The sequence below is a fragment of the Cupriavidus sp. MP-37 genome, from assembly GCF_020618415.1.
In the GTDB taxonomy this organism is placed as follows: Bacteria; Pseudomonadota; Gammaproteobacteria; order Burkholderiales; family Burkholderiaceae; genus Cupriavidus.
Genome location: NZ_CP085345.1, coordinates 33,268 through 48,757, shown reverse-complemented (window position 1 = coordinate 48,757; position 15,490 = coordinate 33,268). Strand labels below are relative to the sequence as shown.

The 15,490-nt window shown below is 71.3% G+C and carries 16 protein-coding genes; 9 read left to right on the top strand and 7 right to left on the bottom strand.

Features of this window, described 5'->3' with window-relative positions; genetic code table 11:
* Positions 1-107 precede the first annotated feature (107 nt).
* The gene (locus LIN44_RS16855; RefSeq protein WP_227315431.1) at positions 108-1,565 is read right to left on the bottom strand and encodes a heavy metal sensor histidine kinase; all 1,458 of its coding nucleotides are present in this window, start codon (positions 1,563-1,565) and stop codon (positions 108-110) included.
* Positions 1,562-2,251 carry a heavy metal response regulator transcription factor gene (locus tag LIN44_RS16850; protein WP_018008628.1) on the bottom strand — a complete coding sequence of 230 codons (690 nt, stop codon included), beginning with the start codon at positions 2,249-2,251 and terminating at the stop codon, positions 1,562-1,564. Before LIN44_RS16850 ends, LIN44_RS16855 begins: the two co-directional genes overlap by 4 nt.
* A 239-nt stretch (positions 2,252-2,490) precedes the next feature.
* Between LIN44_RS16850 and LIN44_RS16845 the strand changes: the two genes are divergently transcribed.
* Positions 2,491-2,922, top strand: coding sequence for a hypothetical protein (locus LIN44_RS16845; protein WP_227315430.1), 432 nt, complete (start codon positions 2,491-2,493; stop codon positions 2,920-2,922).
* 42 nt (positions 2,923-2,964) lie between these two features.
* On the opposite strand, the gene LIN44_RS16840 is transcribed toward LIN44_RS16845, so the two are convergent.
* Positions 2,965-3,270 (bottom strand): H-NS family nucleoid-associated regulatory protein, encoded by a 306-nt coding sequence (locus LIN44_RS16840; RefSeq protein ID WP_227315429.1) that lies wholly within the window; start codon positions 3,268-3,270, stop codon positions 2,965-2,967.
* 251 nt (positions 3,271-3,521) lie between these two features.
* On the opposite strand from LIN44_RS16840, the gene LIN44_RS16835 reads away from it, so the two are divergent.
* Positions 3,522-3,797: a hydroxyquinol 1,2-dioxygenase gene (locus tag LIN44_RS16835; RefSeq protein ID WP_227315428.1), complete on the top strand. Its 276-nt coding sequence runs from the start codon at positions 3,522-3,524 to the stop codon at positions 3,795-3,797.
* 18 nt (positions 3,798-3,815) lie between these two features.
* Here the strand turns inward: LIN44_RS16835 and LIN44_RS16830 are convergent, their stop codons facing one another.
* Both LIN44_RS16830 and LIN44_RS16825 read right to left on the bottom strand, forming a co-directional pair.
* Positions 3,816-4,703: a 3-keto-5-aminohexanoate cleavage protein gene (locus LIN44_RS16830; RefSeq protein ID WP_227315427.1), complete on the bottom strand. Its 888-nt coding sequence runs from the start codon at positions 4,701-4,703 to the stop codon at positions 3,816-3,818.
* Positions 4,700-5,677, bottom strand: a complete 978-nt coding sequence (locus tag LIN44_RS16825) for a 3-hydroxyacyl-CoA dehydrogenase family protein (RefSeq protein WP_227315426.1) — start codon at positions 5,675-5,677, stop codon at positions 4,700-4,702. Before LIN44_RS16825 ends, LIN44_RS16830 begins: the two co-directional genes overlap by 4 nt.
* Positions 5,678-5,812: 135 nt before the next feature.
* Here LIN44_RS16825 and LIN44_RS16820 point away from each other — a divergent pair, with 135 nt between their 5' ends.
* From LIN44_RS16820 to LIN44_RS16805, 4 genes are all read left to right on the top strand, one after another.
* Positions 5,813-6,751 (top strand): LysR family transcriptional regulator, encoded by a 939-nt coding sequence (locus LIN44_RS16820; RefSeq protein WP_227315425.1) that lies wholly within the window; start codon positions 5,813-5,815, stop codon positions 6,749-6,751.
* On the top strand, positions 6,748-9,060 hold the full coding sequence (locus LIN44_RS16815; protein ID WP_227315424.1) for a sodium:proton antiporter: 2,313 nt from the start codon (positions 6,748-6,750) through the stop codon (positions 9,058-9,060). Before LIN44_RS16820 ends, LIN44_RS16815 begins: the two co-directional genes overlap by 4 nt.
* A 272-nt stretch (positions 9,061-9,332) precedes the next feature.
* Positions 9,333-10,211, top strand: a complete 879-nt coding sequence (locus LIN44_RS16810; RefSeq protein WP_227315423.1) for an NAD(P)-dependent oxidoreductase — start codon at positions 9,333-9,335, stop codon at positions 10,209-10,211.
* A 155-nt stretch (positions 10,212-10,366) separates the two neighbouring features.
* A complete protein-coding gene (locus LIN44_RS16805) occupies positions 10,367-10,543 on the top strand; it encodes a glycine zipper 2TM domain-containing protein (RefSeq protein ID WP_082819097.1) in 177 nt (58 codons plus the stop codon).
* 63 nt (positions 10,544-10,606) lie between these two features.
* Here the strand turns inward: LIN44_RS16805 and LIN44_RS16800 are convergent, their stop codons facing one another.
* Positions 10,607-11,425 carry a glycosyltransferase family 2 protein gene (locus tag LIN44_RS16800; RefSeq protein WP_227315422.1) on the bottom strand — a complete coding sequence of 273 codons (819 nt, stop codon included), beginning with the start codon at positions 11,423-11,425 and terminating at the stop codon, positions 10,607-10,609.
* A 39-nt stretch (positions 11,426-11,464) separates the two neighbouring features.
* The gene (locus tag LIN44_RS16795; RefSeq protein ID WP_227315421.1) at positions 11,465-11,725 is read right to left on the bottom strand and encodes a phosphopantetheine-binding protein; all 261 of its coding nucleotides are present in this window, start codon (positions 11,723-11,725) and stop codon (positions 11,465-11,467) included.
* A gap of 264 nt (positions 11,726-11,989) precedes the next feature.
* On the opposite strand from LIN44_RS16795, the gene LIN44_RS16790 reads away from it, so the two are divergent.
* Genes LIN44_RS16790 through LIN44_RS16780 form a run of 3 tightly spaced genes read left to right on the top strand, consistent with a single transcriptional unit; the run spans position 11,990 to position 15,490 of the window.
* Positions 11,990-12,721 (top strand): acyl carrier protein, encoded by a 732-nt coding sequence (locus LIN44_RS16790; protein ID WP_227315420.1) that lies wholly within the window; start codon positions 11,990-11,992, stop codon positions 12,719-12,721.
* 49 nt (positions 12,722-12,770) lie between these two features.
* On the top strand, positions 12,771-14,522 hold the full coding sequence (locus LIN44_RS16785; RefSeq protein WP_227315419.1) for an AMP-binding protein: 1,752 nt from the start codon (positions 12,771-12,773) through the stop codon (positions 14,520-14,522).
* On the top strand, positions 14,516-15,490 hold the full coding sequence (locus tag LIN44_RS16780) for an acyl-CoA synthetase (protein ID WP_227315418.1): 975 nt from the start codon (positions 14,516-14,518) through the stop codon (positions 15,488-15,490). Before LIN44_RS16785 ends, LIN44_RS16780 begins: the two co-directional genes overlap by 7 nt.

The following is a 15,490-nucleotide window of genomic DNA, read 5'->3' as shown; positions in this document are numbered from 1 at the left end:
GGTAGTCCATCGGGTTGCATGACATGGAACTGCCGGGCGCTCCGGGAGCGGATGCGGCCGGCACGCGCGCCATTATGCGCGCGCGCCGGGACAGTGCAAGCGCGGGTTCAGGATACGGCGACGGCAGCGGCGGCAGCCGGCATCGCCACCGGCTCGGCCGGGAACTGCAGCGTGAACACGGTCAGTCCGTCGACGCTGCGCACCGTCACGCTGCCGCCATGCAGGCGCATGATGGTGTCGACGATGGCCAGCCCCAGCCCCGTCGATGCCGCCGAGTTGCGCCGCGACGGATCGGCGCGGTAGAAGCGGCCGAAAATGTGCGGCAGCGTCTCCGGCGGAATCGCCGGACCCGGGTTGCTGACGCGGATGCTGGTGCCCGTGCCAGTGCCCGCCGCCGTGGGCGCGCGCGCCACGTCGACGCGCACCGTGCTGCCCGCCGGCGCGTGGCGCAGCGCGTTGTCGAGCAGGTTGGTCACCGCGCGCCGCAGCAGCGTCTGGTCGGCCTGCACCGGCGCGGAGCCGGACACCGTCAGCATGACCTCGCGGTCCGCCGCCACGGCTTCGAAGTACTCGGCCATTTTGTCGAGCTCTTCGCGCGCGTCCAGCGTGCGCACGTCCAGCGCCACCTGCGCATGGTCGGCGCGCGCCAGGAACAGCATGTTTTCGATCATGCGGGCCAGGCGCTCGTATTCCTCCAGGTTGGACTCGAGCAGGGCCTCATACTCGGCGGTGTTGCGGCTTTGCGCCAGCGTGACCTGGGTCTGGCCGATCAGGTTGCTGATCGGCGTGCGGAAGTCATGGGCGAGGTCGGCCGAGAACTCGGACAGCCGCGAAAAGCTGTCCTGCAGCCGCGCCAGCATGTCGTTGAGCGCGGCCGCCAGTTCGCGCAGCTCCGCCGGCGCACTGCCGACGTCGAGCCGCGTGGCCAGCCGGCTGGTGGTCACCGCGGCGGCATCGGCGGCCATGCGCCGCAGCGGCCGCAGCGCGCGCCGCGCCAGCGCAAAGCCCAGCCCGGCCGCCACCGCGGCGCCGCACAGCGTGGCCCACAACAGCTGGTGGCGGTACTCGCGGATCAGCGCCACGCGATAGCCGGCGTCGCGCAGCACCACGATTTCGACGGCCTTGTCCGAGTCGCCCAGCTGGCCCAGCGCGGCAATGCCGCGCGACGGCACGCCGTTCTTCGGCCGCCAGGTCTGCAGCATGCTCTTCTCGGGCTGCGTGGTGGCCGGCAGCACGCGCAGCGGCGGCACGGTCTCGTTGCGCGGGTTCAGCGTCACCAGCGGCTCGCCCTGGCGCGTGCGCACCACCAGGATCAGGCCCTCGTGGCCCATCGCGATATCGGCAAAGCGGTGGGTGTCGGCGCGGATCTCGGCTTCGCTGCGCACCTCGCGCAGCAGGTGGCGCACCAGCAGCACCTCGCCCACCAGCTCGCTTTCATCGCGTCCTTCGAGCTGGGCCGACAGCGCGCTCGACAGGTACGCCGCCACGCTGGCGAGGATCGCGGCGGTGGCCAGTCCGTAGGCCAGCGCCAGCCGCGTGGTAAGCGAAGACGGCAGCCGCATCATGCGTCCTGCACCCGCTCATCGCCGTCGTCCAGCACATAACCCATGCCGCGGCGCGTATGGATCAGCTTGCGCGGGAACGGGTCGTCGACCTTGGCGCGCAGGCGCCGGATCGACACGTCGACCACATTGGTGTTGCTGTCGAAATTGACATCCCACACCTGCGAGGCGATCAGCGAGCGCGACAGCACCTCGCCGCGCCGGCGCGCCAGCAGGTACAGCAGCGCGAATTCCTTCGAGGTCAGGTCAATCTTCTGGCCGGCGCGCACCACGCGGCGGCGGATGGCGTCGATCTGCAGGTCTGCCACTTCGATGAACTCGCTCTCGCGCAGCGGGCCGCGGCGCAGGATGGTGCGGATGCGCAGCACCAGCTCGGCGAAGGCAAAGGGCTTGACCATGTAGTCGTCGGCGCCGAGCTCGAGGCCTTTGAGGCGGTCCGACAGCTCGTCGCGCGCGGTCAGGAACAGCACCGGCGTGTCGCGCTCGCGGCGCAGCTCGCGCAGCACCTCCCAGCCGTCCAGGCCGGGCAGCATCACGTCCAGCACGATCAGGTCATAGGGATGCTCGCGCGCGTGGGCCAGGCCGTCCGCGCCGTCGCGCGCCAGGTCCACCACGAAGCCGGATTCGGTCAGGCCCTTGTGCAGGTAGTCACCTGCCTTGGGTTCGTCCTCGACAATCAGGATACGCATGATTCAGTCACTTTCCGGCGGCCCAGTGCCGCCATGGCGTAACGCTAGCCGAGGATGGCGGAAAATGGGTAAAGATTGCAGAAATGTCATCGCCATGCCAAGGCATTGCCACGGCATGGCCGCCCAAATCCCCGGTAATCCCCGGTAGAATGCGCGCTCACCTCCCGTGCGCGCGGCTGGCCCGCGCGCATCGTCACCATTCTGCCGGTTTCCCTGCGATGAAACGCCTGCCTAGCTCCATGTTGCTGTCTGTTGCCCTGCTGGCGCTGCCCGCTGCGGGCGCCGCGGCGGCGGACGCCCCGGACGCCCGTATGTGCGGCGCGGTACAGGCGGCTGGCCTGTCGCTGCCGGACCGGCACGTCGCAGCCAAGCTGGCAGCGGAAGCGTCGCTGGACGGCGCCGCCAACGCGGGCTGCGGCGGCAGCGCGGTGCGCGTGATGGCCGGACCGGCCGGCGACGGCGCGCCGTTGCAGCTGGGCGAGCCGGATGCTCCCGAAGACACGGCCCCGGACACCACCTTGCAACCTGCCGCGGCTTCGAACCTGCTGCGCGAGCTGCCCCCCGAGGTCTTCATGCACCGCTCTCACGTGGCGCCCATGGCCACGCCGGCAGCATTCACCGGGATCCTGCCGATGCTGCCGGTGCTGCGGCTGCTGCCCCCGCACTGCTGAGCGCGACGCTCCGCAGGGATATAAAGGGGATTTAACCGCGCCTTAATCGACGCGGAAGAATTCGATCGATTGCCCGGCGTTGACCGCCCGCTGCAGCCAGTCAGGATATTCGCCCTGCCCGTCCCAGCTCTGGCCCAGGGCATTGCGGTACAGCGGCCGCGCGCCCGCGGCCTTCGGCGCCGCGGCGGTGGCCGCCGGCGGCGCGGGTTCGTCGGCGCCCGCCGCTGCCGTCGGGACTTTGTCGAAGCACCCGGCCTCGACCAGATCGTCGAGGGTCAGGGCATGACGGTCCATTTGCTCGCGGATCCACGCCACCGCAGCGAGTTTGGCTGAATCAGACTCGGACATGACTCTTGTGAGAGGCCCGCTGCATTTCCGCGGGCAATGAAAAACCGGCGATGGAACCACGGGCCGGTCGGACAGCCATGATTCTACAGCCTTTGCCCGGCGGCAGCGTCTCCGGCGTGGATGCGGTGCCGTCTACGGCGCGCCGGATGACGCCAATGTCATGTGGCGGTCATGCTCGTGTGGGTGGCCGCCACCTAGACTAGCCACACCGCCGCCCATTCCGGGCCGGCAACCTTACGGAGAAGCGATCCATGCATGCACTCAGGCAAGTCTTTGTCGCCACCGCCCTTATTGCCGGCGTTGCCGGCGCCGCGCAAGCCGCGCCACGCAGCGTCGATCCGTTCAGCGATGGCGCGCACGGCATCACCAGCACGCGCAGCCCGTTCAGCGACGGCGCCAACGCCGCCACCGGCACCCGCAGCAGCTTTACCGACGGCGCGCACACCGCGACCGGTGCGCGCAACCCGTTCGCCGACGGCGCCCACAACCCGAACTCCCCGCGCGACAGCTTCAGCGACGGCGCCTGACGGCACTGCGCCCGCGCCTCAGCGCACCTCGCTGTAGATCCGGCGCGCATCGGCCGCATCGGCGATCGGCCGGCCCAGCGTCAGCCCGCCCTGCACTGCCTGCGCCACCAGCGCATGGTTGCCGGGCGCACGGCTGCCGTCGCGCAACAGCAGGTTGTTCTCGAAGCCCACCCGCACATGGCCGCCGAACGCGGCGGCCGCGGTCACGCAGGCATTCTCCTCGCGCCCGAACGCGCAGATGGCCCACGGCAGCGCATCGCCGCCCTCGGCCGCCGCCTGCAGGAACGGCAGCAGGTCGTGCGGCGACGACACCTGTCCCGCCGTGTAGCGGCCCAGCACATACAGCACCGACCACGCGCCCGGCGGCACCATGCCGCGCGCGCGCATTTGCTGCCAGCGCCGCACGTCGGCTGCGTCATACAGGATCACCTGCGTCATCACGCGTTCGCGCGCCAGCCAGGCGAAGAATGCCGCCAGCTCGCGGTCCGCAATCTCCGGCACCGCCACTTCGCGCAGGCCGACCGAAACCGCCTCGGGGCGCAGCGCGCGCACCATCGCCATCTGCTCCGCGGCCCGGTACACACCGGCGGCCTCGCTGGTCACCTGCACCAGCAGCGCGTCGCCGACCGCCTGCCGCACCGCCGCCAGCGCGTCGCGGTAGGTCTGCACATCGAGCGAATGGCGGCCCTCGGCATCGCGCACGTGCATATGCATCATGGCGGCGCCGGCATCGAGGCAGGCGCGCGCTTCCGCCGCCAGCGCCGCCGCGGTCAGCGGCACCGCGGGATGGTCGCTCGCACGCTTGTAGGCGCCGTTGGGCGCGACCGTGACGATCAGCGGCGATTCGGCCAGGGCGGCGCGCTGCGGGGCAGGCTGGGTGGCGGCCTGGGATGGGACATGGGTCATGGCTGGATCTCGGGCAGTTCGGACGCGATCAGCGCCAGGCCGGCGCGCAGCAGGTGGTCATAGCGCGCGCGCTCGGCGGCGATGGTTTCGGGCGTCCATGCGTAAAAGCCTGCGCCGCGCTTCATGCCATGGCGGCCGTCGGCGGCGCGCTCGGACAGGCAGCGCGCGGGATGGTCGTCGTTGCAGAAGGTCGGGTACATGGTGGCGCCGGCCGCCGCATGCACGTCGATGCCGGCGTGGTCGCGCTGCAGCACCGGGCCCGCCGCCAGGAAGCGGAAGCCGAAGCCGAAGCGCACCGCCGCATCGACATCCTCGGGCGAGGCAATGCCGCGGTCGATCAGGCTGAAGGCCTCGCGCGACAGCGCATGCTGCAGACGGTTGGCGAGGAAGCCGGGCAGGTCCTTGCGCACCTTTACCGGCACCATGCCGCAGCGGCGCATGAACGCGGCCAGCGCGTCGGCGTGGGCCTCGTCGCTGGCCTCGCCCATCACCACCTCGACCAGCGGCACCAGGTGTGCCGGCATGAAGAAGTGCAGGCCGAGCATGCGTTCACGCGTATCCAGGCCGGCGCCGATCGCGCTGATCGGGAAGCTGCTGCTGTTGCTCGCAAGCAGCGTGTGCGGGCGCGCACGCGCCACCAGCCCGGCAAACAGCGCCTGCTTCAGCGCCAGGTCTTCGGGAATGCATTCGATCACCAGGTCGACCGATGCCCAGTCCACGGCGTCGAGCGTCGCGGCCACCGCCAGGCGTTCCGCGCCCGCTTCGCGGCCGATTGCGGCGAGGTTGGCGCGCACGCGGCCGGGCAACGCGCCGGCACGCGCGGCATCGGGCTCGACGACGGTGGTGCGGCACAGCGCACGGGTCAGCACCACGGCGACATCGGCGCCCATGGTGCCGCCGCCTACTACCACGGCATGGGCGGCGCCTGGCCGGCCGAGTATCGGTGGCGTGGACGCGGGGTTGGGATTGGACATGGTCTCTCCTGGCATCCCGCCAGTGTAGAGAACCCGCTTTGATTGAAGAAGTCGATTCTCTGGATAAAATGATCACCAAACCAGATCAATCGCCTTAACGTTCCGGCCGCCGGAGGCTGCCGGAGCGCCGCTCCCATGAACATCAACCTGTCGATGCGCGACATCGAAACCACGCTGGTGCTGGGCCGCACGCTGAACTTCCGCCAGGCCGCCAGCCAGCTGCACCTGTCGCAATCCGCCCTGTCCACGCAAATCCTGCGCATCGAGGAATCGCTGGGCGTGCGCCTGTTCGACCGCACCACCCGCACCGTGCGCCTGACCGCGGCAGGCCAGGTCTTCATGCAGCAGGCCGCGCTGCTGCAGGCGGCGTTCCGCGGCGCGATCGACGCCGTGACCGGCATCGCCAGCGCCGAGCGCGGCCAGGTGGCGGTGGCCGCGCTGCCGTCGCTGGCGGCGCGGGTGCTGCCGCGCGTGCTGATGGCCTACCACCAGGCGCGCCCCGAGGTCGCGCTGAAGGTGTTCGACACCTTGTCCGGGCCGGCTTTCGACCTGGTGCGCGCAGGCGATGTGGATTTCGCGCTGACCGCCGCCAACCCGCAGCAGGCGGACCTGCAGTACGAGCCGCTGCTGTCGGACCGCTTCGTGCTGCTGATCCCGTCGGCGCACCCGCTGGCGCGCAGCCCGGGCCCGCTGCGCTGGGCCGATACCGCCGATGCGCCGCATGTGTCGATGACCCATCCCAGCAGCGTGCGCCAGTACGCGGAGTGGGCCTTCCTGCAGAACCGCATCCGCTTCCAGCCGGTGTTCGAGGCCGAACGCCTGGCCACCATCGCGGCCATGGTCGAATGCGGCTTCGGCGTGGCCGCGCTGCCCGAGATCGCCGCCGGCACGGTGCGCCAGCCCGGCATTGTCGAGCGGCTGCTGACCGCGCCGGTGACCGAGCGCTCGATCGGGCTGGTGACCGCGCGCAACCGCAGCCTGTCGCCGGCGGCGGCCGAACTGGCGGCGGCCGTGCGCGCGCGGCTGGCGAGCCCGCCGCCGCCCGGCCCTGCGGACACGGAGGCCGGCGCATGAGCATCATCGTCGATATCCTGATCCTGGCCGGCGCGCTGCTGGCCATCGTCGCCGTGGTGCAGGTGGCCGCGGCACGGCTGGTGCTGCCGGAATCGACGCTGCTGTCGGCCATCGGCATCGCCATCGGTGCCGGCTATGTGGCGATCGACGCCGCCCACCCGGACTTCGCCCGCCACTTCCTGCATCCGCTGATCGATCCGGCCTTGCCGCCCGAGGCCTACCTGTGGATCTTCCTGCCGCCGCTGCTGTTCCACGCCGCGCTGACCGCCGACGTGCGCGGCATGCTGCCGGACGCGGCGCCGATCCTGCTGCTGGCGGTGGTGGCCGTGGTGGTGGCCACCGGTGTTATCGGCGTGGCCACCGCGGCGGCCAGCGGCATGCCGCTGGCGGTGTGCCTGCTGCTGGGCGCGGTGGTGGCCACCACCGACCCGGCCGCGGTGATCGCGATCTTCCGCGACGTGGGCGCGCCGGCGCGGCTGATCCGGCTGGTCGAGGGCGAAAGCCTGCTCAACGACGCCGCCGCCATCGCCATCGTCGGCGTGCTGGTGGCGATGCTGACCGGACATGGCGCGCAGGCAACGCTGGCGGCGGGGCTGCGCGAACTGGCGTGGGCCTTTGCCGGCGGGGTGCTGTGCGGCGCGCTGGCCGGGCGGCTGGTGTCCGACCTGCTGCCGCGGCTGGCCGGCCTGGCCATGGCCGAAAGCGCGCTGACGCTGGCGCTGCCCTACCCGCTCTACCTGCTGGCCGAGCAACTGCTGGGCGTGTCGGGCGTGGTCGCCGTGGTGTGCGCCGGATTGATGGTCAGCGCGCTCGGTCCCACGCGTCTGGCGCCGCCCAACTGGCGCCACCTGCGCATGATGTGGGAGCAGTTCGCCGGGATTGCCGGCGCCGTGGTGTTCCTGCTCGCGGCCGTGCGCGTGCCGTCGATGCTGGCGGGCGTGACCGGGCATCATGGCTGGCTGCTGCTGGCGCTGGTGCTGGCGGCGCTGGCGGCGCGCCTAGTAACGCTGTTCGGGCTGCTGCCGCTGCTGTCGTGGCTGCGGCTGAGTGCGCCCATCGACGGCGCCTTCAAGCTCGCCATCGCCTGGGGCGGGCTGCGCGGCGCGGTGACGCTGGTGCTGGCGCTGGGCATTGCCGAGAACAGCGACCTGCCCTACGAAACGCGGCATTTCGTCGCCATCCTCGCTACCGGCTTCGTGCTGGTCAGCCTGCTGCTCAACGGCACCACGCTGCGCGGGCTGATCCACCGGCTCGGTCTGGACCAGCTGTCGCCGCAGGAGCGCGCGCTGCAGCTGCAGGCGATCCGCCTTTCCACCGAAGAGGTCGAGGCAATGCTGGCGCGCGTGGCCGACTCGTTCGACCTGCCCCCCGCGATCGCGCGCGAGGCGGCGCAGAAGTACCGGCACGGCATCGAGCTGGGCTCGGCGGAATTCGACTTCGACACCGCCCTGTCCGAGCGCGACCGCCTCAGCATCGGCCTGGTCACGCTGGCCACGCGCGAGCGCGAGCTGATTCCCGAATACGGCGACGGCGTGATCTCGGTGGCCAACCTCGACGCGATGATGCGCAACACCGCGCAGATGATCGACGCGGCGCGCGAGCAGGGCCGCATCGGCTACAACCGCGCCGCGCGGCATATCCTGGACTATCACCTGGGTTTCAAGGTGGCGCTGTTCCTGCACCGCCGGCTGGGCATCGACCGCCCGCTGGCGCGGGCGCTGGCCGACCGCTTTGAACTGCTGATCTGCCGCCAGACCGTGCTCGACCGGCTGCGCCGCTACAACCGCTCGATGCTGACGCCGGTGTTCGGCGCGCGCATGGCGACCGTGCTCGACGGCGTGCTGGAAGACCGCTCGCGGGCGGCCGCGGAGGGGCTGGCGGACATGCGCGCCAGGTTCGGCGCCTATACCGTGGCGCTGGAGCGGCGCCTGCTGATGCTGTTCGCGCTGCGCAAGGGCAGGCTGTCGCTGGAAACGATGCGCGAGGAGGCGGTGATTTCCAAGGAAGCGTTCAACCAGATCGCCCAGGTGCTGCAGCAGGCGTGGCACGCCAGCCTGGTGCGCCCGCCGCTGCGCGGCGTGACCGGGGATGCGGGCGCGCATGCGGACGGGCCCGGCGTGGCGCCGGGCCCGCAACCGCCAGGCGCGGTGTCAGGAGGGGTCCTTGGTGCGGGTACGCGAGACGGCCGCCATGATGCCGATACCGAGCACGATCAGGCAGGCAATGCCGATATAGACCGGCGCCAGCCCGGCCGTCGACAGGCCCCAGGCAATGCCGCCCACCAGCACCAGCAGGCCGATGATGTATAGCGCGAATGACATGAGTCGGCTCCTTCGGAGGGGTGCAACCTGTGTTCAATGTAGGCAGCGCGCGCCGCGCGAGGGATAGGACAAGGGCGGATGCTGGCGTAGGCGGGTTCTGACCCGGTTGTGACTTGCCAGGGCCTTCGCTGCCCTGCCTGTCATGCCACGGCGCCCGCAGTTCTGTATCTGTCCGCGGCGCCACCCGGCCCGTATACTCAGGGACCGGCGCGCCCGCGCCGCACCGATCCCGAACCTCAAACAAGCAACGGAGCAGCAGCATGCGTGTCGCATTCCTCGGACTGGGCGTCATGGGTTTCCACATGGCCGGCCACCTGGCCGCCAAGGGCCACGAGGTCACGGTCTATAACCGCACCGCGGCCAAGGCGCAGGCCTGGGTCGAGCGCTTCGGCGGCAAAGCCGCCGCCACCCCCGCGCAGGCGGTGCGCGATGCGCAGGTGGTCTGCTCCTGCGTCGGCAACGACGACGACCTGCGCGCGGTGCTGACCGGGCGCGACGGCGCCTTCTTCGGCGCGCCCAGCGGCTGCATCTTTGTCGACCACACTACCGCCAGCGCCAACGTCGCCCGTGAGCTCTACGCGGCGGCCGGCGAGCGCGGCCTGCACTTTGTCGACGGCCCGGTCTCGGGCGGCGAAGTGGGCGCGGAAAAAGGCATCCTGACCATCATGTGCGGCGGCGACGCCGAAGCCTTCGCGCGCGCCGAGCCGGTCATCGCCGCCTACGCGCGCGCCGTGACCCGCATCGGCGAATCCGGCGCGGGGCAGCTGGCCAAGATGGTCAACCAGATCAGCATCGCGGGCCTGATCCAGGGCCTGTCCGAGGCCATTGCCTTCGGCGAGCGCGCGGGCCTGGACATGCGCCTGGTGCTGGACGTCATCAGCAAGGGCGCGGCCGGTTCCTGGCAGCTGGAGAACCGCGGCCCCACCATGATCGACAACAAGTTCGATTTCGGCTTCGCGGTGGACTGGATGCGCAAGGACCTTGGCCTGTGCCTGGACGAGGCCCGCCGCAACGGCGCCGGCCTGCCGGTCACGGCGCTGGTGGACCAGTTCTACGCCGAGCTGCAGCAGATGGGCTGTGGCCGTGCCGATACCTCGTCGCTGATCAAGCGGCTGCGCCAGCACGGCGGCAAGGCCTGAGGCCACGGGCGCGCCACCCCGCCCGTCGTCCGATTCCTACAGGGCAATCGGCGCCTCACGGAAGGGCCGCGCCGCACCACACGCCTAAAGTGGACACATGAGGGCCTGGCCGCCGGTGGTGCGCGGCAGGCCCGGCAACCAGGCAGGAGACCATCATGTGGAAACTCGCAGGCGCGCTTCTGGTAGGCGCAAGCATGGCGCTGGCCGGCTGTACCGCGGCGGGCGCGGTGGCCGGCGGTGTCGCCGGGCATGAACTGACCGACGGCAGTGCCGCCGGCACCATCGGCGGTGCCGTGGTGGGCGGTGTCATCGGCCACGAACTCGGCGACTGACCGGCCGGTCCGGCCGACTGGCAACCAGGCCGCCGCGTGCGGCCTCTTTGCTTTGCCGTGGCCCTACGCCGTGTGGCTGGACCACCCGCGCAAGCGCCGCCACAGCAGCACCGGCAGCCGCACCACGAAGCCGGCCAGCAGCCGCAGGTGCATGCCGGCCAGCAGCAGGTTGTCGCGCAGGTAGCGGAAGTGCGAGACCCCGCCCTCGCGCGGCTTGAAGTAGCGCACCGGCGCGTCCAGGTTGAGCGGGCGCACGCCGCGCCAGCACAGCCGCACGGCGACTTCGGGATCGAAATCGAAGCGCCGCATCCAGCGGCTGTGCTGCATCACGGCACGCAGCGGCGCGATCGGGTAGACGCGGAAGCCGAACAGGGAATCGCCGATGCCGGCCCACAGCGTCTCCACATCCACCCAGAAGTTCGACATGCGCCGCCAGTAGACCCGCTCGCGCGGGGCGCTGGCGTCGAAGCGCGGGCGGCCCAGCACCATCGCGCCGGGCTCGCGCTGCGACAGCGCCATGAATTGCGGAATCAGCTGGGCGGGATGCTGGCCGTCGGAATCCATCACCAGCGCATGCGTATAGCCTGCCGCCGCGGCGCGTTCGATGCCGTGCAGCACCGCCGCGCCCTTGCCCTGGTTGCTGGGCAGCACCAGCACCTGCAGCCCCGGGTCGGTGGCGGCCTGCGCCTGCAGCCACTGCGTGCTGCCGTCGGTGCTGCCGTCGACCACCACCCACACCGGGGTCCAGGCGGCGCGCGCGGCCCGCAGCACCTCCTGCAGGCGCACGCCGGGGTTATAGCTGGGGATCAGCACCAGGTGGGTCGCCGACGGCTCGGCGCCGCCTGCCACCAGCGCCGGTGCGGGCGTGGCTTGCTGCGGCATGTCGTGATCCTGTCCGGGCTGAGGGGAGCGATCGCTGGGCTAGCGCGTGCGGTGTTGCGCCAGGTAGGCGGCCAGGCTGCCCAGTGAGGTGAAGATGGCCTTGTTGTCCGGATTGTCCGAGCGCAGCTCGACGCCGTACTTGCGCGATACCAGCAGGGCGATCTCGAGGATGTCGATCGAATCCAGCCCGAAGCCTTCTCCATAGAGCGGGGTGGCGGCGGTGATGTCCTCCAGCCGCAGTTCGGCGATGTCGAGTTCGTCGAGGATCAGGCGGGCAAGTTCGGTTTCGAGTTCGGTCATGTTGCTAAGTGGCTGTAGCGCCGCTGCGCCGCCCGCGCGGGGGCATCAGATTCCCGGTGCGGGCGTCGGGCACCCGAATGCTATCAAACGGGGCATTTCGGGGCCACTCGAGAGAAGTTTAGTAACAACATCAACAACCTATTGGGGAATCATGATCGCGTCCGGAGGGTCTTTTGGGGTATAAAGCGTTCGCTTCGCATGCCATTGGCGCCTTCCCGGCGCCATGCACGCCAAGCGACTTACGCAACACACCAAGCTCCACAGATGCCTTCGAGCCAGCCTGTTGACCGCCTTTCCCCGCCCGCCGGAGCCCCGCCCGCGCCGGACGCCGCCGCCCCTTGGTGGCGGCGCCATGCCTGGATCGGCGCGGTGGCGGCCTTCGTGGTCTACGAGTCGGCCCTGCATCGCGCCGCCCACCAGCCCGGCGCCGAAGTGGCCGCGCTGTGGCTCGGCGCGGCGCCGTTCCTGCTGATCGGTTTCGTGGCCTGCCGCCGCGTGGCCGGGCGTACCCCTGCCCTGCTGGCGCTGCTGGCCGCGTGCGCCGCACTGTGGCTGTGGCGCGCGCCGCTGGCCGCGCATTTCGGCTGGACCTACTTCCTGCAGCATGCGGGCGCCAATGCCGCGCTGGGCGCGATGTTCGCGCTCAGCCTGCGCCGCGGCCGCACCCCGCTGTGCACGCAGATCGCCACCGCCATCCACGGCACGCTGTCCGCCGCGCATGCGCGCTACACGGTGCGCGTGACGCAGGCCTGGACGCTGTTCTTCGCGGCGATGGTGGGGGTGTCGACGCTGCTGTTCGTGCTGGCGCCGGTGGCGGCCTGGTCCAGCTTCGCCAACCTGGCCACGCCGCTGCTGATCGCGCTCATGTTCGCGGGCGAGGCCGTGTACCGCCGCCTCGCCTTTCCGGACATGCGCCACCGCGGCCTGCTCGACGCGGTGCATGGTTACCGCGCGCTGATGACGGCCCGTGCGGCCCGGCCCGGGTTGCCGCGCTGACGCGCCATCCTTCGCCCCGCCCCTCGCGAAACCGGCACAGGCTCCGTCCATGACCACGCTCCCCATCGTTGCCCACGCTACGCCCGACGACATCATCGCCTGGGCGCACGGACGGCCTGTCACCGTGCGGCAATTCCTGGCCGATGCGGCCACGCTGGCGGCCGCGCTGCCGCCTGGCGGCCATGTCTTCAACGCCTGCACCGACCGCTACCGCTTTACCGTCGGCCTGTGCGCGGCGCTGCTGGCGGGCAAGCCCACGCTGCTGCCGCCGTCGCACACGCCCGAGACGGTGCGCCAGTTGCTCGCCTTCGCGCCCGACGCCTTCTGCCTGCACGACCAGCCCGAAGCCGCCTTCGACATGCCGGCGCTGCACTACCACGATGGCCTGGCCGCCGCCGCCGCCCCCGAGGACGGCCCGGTCGAGATCCCGCAGATTCCGGCGGCGCAGGTGATGGCCTACGTGTTCACGTCGGGATCGACCGGCACGCCGGTGCCGCACCGCAAGACCTGGGGCGCCATGGCCGGCTGCGCGCGCGCCGCGGCGCAACGGCTCGGCCTGCTCGACGGGCGGGCGTGGACGCTGGCCGGCACGGTGCCGCCGCAGCATATGTTCGGCCTCGAAGCCACCGTGATGCTGGTGCTGCAGGGCCGTGCGGCGCTGGTGGCGGCGCCGGCGTTCTATCCGGCCGATGTCAGTGCGGCACTGGCGGCGGTGCCGGCGCCGCGCGCGCTGGTCAGCTCCCCGGTGCATCTGCGCACGCTGGTGCAGTCCGGGCTGCCCATGCCCGCGGCCGACCTGGTGCTGTGCGCCACGGCGCCGCTCGGACGCCAGCTGGCCGCCCAGACCGAGGCGCTGTTCGCCGCGCCGCTGTGCGAAATCTACGGCAGCACCGAGACCGGACAACTGGCCACCCGCCGCACCGCACGGGAAGACACCTGGACGCTGGTGCGGGGGGTGCGGCTGCAAGCCCGCCCCCATGCCGCCGGCGACGCGACCGCAGGCGAGAGCGAGAGCGAGGGCGAAACCTGGGCCGAGGGCGGCCATATCGAGCAGCCGGTGCCGCTGGGCGACGCCATCGTCCCGCTCGACGCGCAGCGCTTCCTGCTCCATGGGCGCAAGGCCGACCTGCTCAATATCGCCGGCAAGCGGACTTCGCTGGGCTACCTGAATCACCAGCTCACCGCCATTGACGGCGTGCGCGACGGCGCGTTCTTCATGCCCGACGACGCGCATGAAGGCGGCACCGAAGGGCACGTGGTGCGGCTGGTGGCCGTGGTGGTGGCGCCGGGCCTGGCACCGGCCGCATTGCAGCAGGCGCTGCGCCGGCGCATCGATCCGGCCTTCATGCCGCGCCCGCTGTACTTTGCCGAGCAGCTGCCGCGCAACGCCGCGGGCAAGCTGCCACGCCAGGCGCTGGCGGCGCTGGTGGCAACCCTGTCCGGTACGCAGGTGCGCCCTCCCGCGCCGCCGCCGGGCTTTGTCATCGACGCCGCCCACCCGGCCATGGCCGGCCACTTCCCGGGCCATCCGATCGTGCCGGGCGTGGTGCTGCTGGACCATGCCGTGCTTGCGCTCGGGGCCGCGCGCGGGCGCCCGCTCGCGCTCGCGCAGGCCAGCATGCTGAAGTTCCTGAGCCCGGTGCGCCCGGGCGAGCGCGTGGAGGTGCTGCACCAGTCCGAGCCGGCAGCCGATGGCGACGAGACCATCCGCTTCACGCTGCGCAGCGCCGGGCGCGATGTCGCCAGCGGCACGCTGCAGGTGCGCGCCAGCGCGCCGCAAGCGGGAGCCTTGCCATGCTGAGCTGGCTGTGGCGGCGCCAGGCGCCGCTGGATGCGGAATGGTCCAGCCGCGCAGAGCGTGGCAGCATCACGCTGCTGCGCGTCATGACGTGGATCTCGCTGGCGCTGGGCCGGCCTGCCGGGCGCGTGGTGCTGCGCGCCATCGCCGCCTACTTCATGCTGTTCGCGCCGGCGGCGCGCCATGCCTCGCGCGCCTACCTGGACCGCGTGCTCGGCCGCCAGGCCGGCTGGAGCGACGGCTACCGGCATGTGTTCACCTTCGCCTCGACCATCCACGACCGCATCTACCTGCTCAACGGCCGCTTCGACCTGTTCGACATCCGCCTGCATGGCGAGCACCTGCTGGAAGCGGCGATGGCGCGCGGACGCGGCGCCATCCTGCTGGGCGCGCACCTGGGCAGCTTCGAGGTGGTGCGCGCGCTCGGCCGGCGCCACCCGGACATGGAGGTTGCGATCACCATGTACGAAGAGAACGCGCACAAGCTCAACGACGTGCTGCAGTCGATCAACCCGGCGATGCGCCAGGACGTGATCGCGCTGGGCCGCTTCGACACCATGCTGCGCGTGCGCGACTACCTGGACCGCGGCTATATGATCGGCATGCTGGCCGACCGCACGCTGTCGCAGCGCGCCACCGACCCGGTGCAGCAGTGCGAGTTCCTCGGCGCGCCGACCGGCTTCCCCACCGGCCCGCTGCGCATGGCGGCCATGCTGCGGCGGCCGGTGTTCTTCATCACCGGCCTGTACCGCGGCGGCAACCGCTACGATGTTCACTTCGTGCCGCTGGCGGACTTCACCGAGACCGCGCGCGGCCAGCGCGAAACGGCGGTGCAGGCGGCGCTGGCCGACTACGTGGCGCTGCTGGAGCGGTTCAGCCGCAGCGCCCCGTACAACTGGTTCAACTTCTATGACTTCTGGCACGCCGGCCCGCCGCTGTCCGAGCAGCCGCCGCCGGGCAACGAGCCCTGA

Bases quoted from the DNA above. Each gene is read 5' to 3' on its own strand.
- LIN44_RS16855 (WP_227315431.1), bottom strand. From the start codon at position 1,565: ATGATGCGGCTGCCGTCTTCGCTTACCACGCGGCTGGCGCTGGCCTAC.
- LIN44_RS16850 (WP_018008628.1), bottom strand. From the start codon at position 2,251: ATGCGTATCCTGATTGTCGAGGACGAACCCAAGGCAGGTGACTACCTG.
- LIN44_RS16845 (WP_227315430.1), top strand. From the start codon at position 2,491: ATGTTGCTGTCTGTTGCCCTGCTGGCGCTGCCCGCTGCGGGCGCCGCG.
- LIN44_RS16840 (WP_227315429.1), bottom strand. From the start codon at position 3,270: ATGTCCGAGTCTGATTCAGCCAAACTCGCTGCGGTGGCGTGGATCCGC.
- LIN44_RS16835 (WP_227315428.1), top strand. From the start codon at position 3,522: ATGCATGCACTCAGGCAAGTCTTTGTCGCCACCGCCCTTATTGCCGGC.
- LIN44_RS16830 (WP_227315427.1), bottom strand. From the start codon at position 4,703: ATGACCCATGTCCCATCCCAGGCCGCCACCCAGCCTGCCCCGCAGCGC.
- LIN44_RS16825 (WP_227315426.1), bottom strand. From the start codon at position 5,677: ATGTCCAATCCCAACCCCGCGTCCACGCCACCGATACTCGGCCGGCCA.
- LIN44_RS16820 (WP_227315425.1), top strand. From the start codon at position 5,813: ATGAACATCAACCTGTCGATGCGCGACATCGAAACCACGCTGGTGCTG.
- LIN44_RS16815 (WP_227315424.1), top strand. From the start codon at position 6,748: ATGAGCATCATCGTCGATATCCTGATCCTGGCCGGCGCGCTGCTGGCC.
- LIN44_RS16810 (WP_227315423.1), top strand. From the start codon at position 9,333: ATGCGTGTCGCATTCCTCGGACTGGGCGTCATGGGTTTCCACATGGCC.
- LIN44_RS16805 (WP_082819097.1), top strand. From the start codon at position 10,367: ATGTGGAAACTCGCAGGCGCGCTTCTGGTAGGCGCAAGCATGGCGCTG.
- LIN44_RS16800 (WP_227315422.1), bottom strand. From the start codon at position 11,425: ATGCCGCAGCAAGCCACGCCCGCACCGGCGCTGGTGGCAGGCGGCGCC.
- LIN44_RS16795 (WP_227315421.1), bottom strand. From the start codon at position 11,725: ATGACCGAACTCGAAACCGAACTTGCCCGCCTGATCCTCGACGAACTC.
- LIN44_RS16790 (WP_227315420.1), top strand. From the start codon at position 11,990: ATGCCTTCGAGCCAGCCTGTTGACCGCCTTTCCCCGCCCGCCGGAGCC.
- LIN44_RS16785 (WP_227315419.1), top strand. From the start codon at position 12,771: ATGACCACGCTCCCCATCGTTGCCCACGCTACGCCCGACGACATCATC.
- LIN44_RS16780 (WP_227315418.1), top strand. From the start codon at position 14,516: ATGCTGAGCTGGCTGTGGCGGCGCCAGGCGCCGCTGGATGCGGAATGG.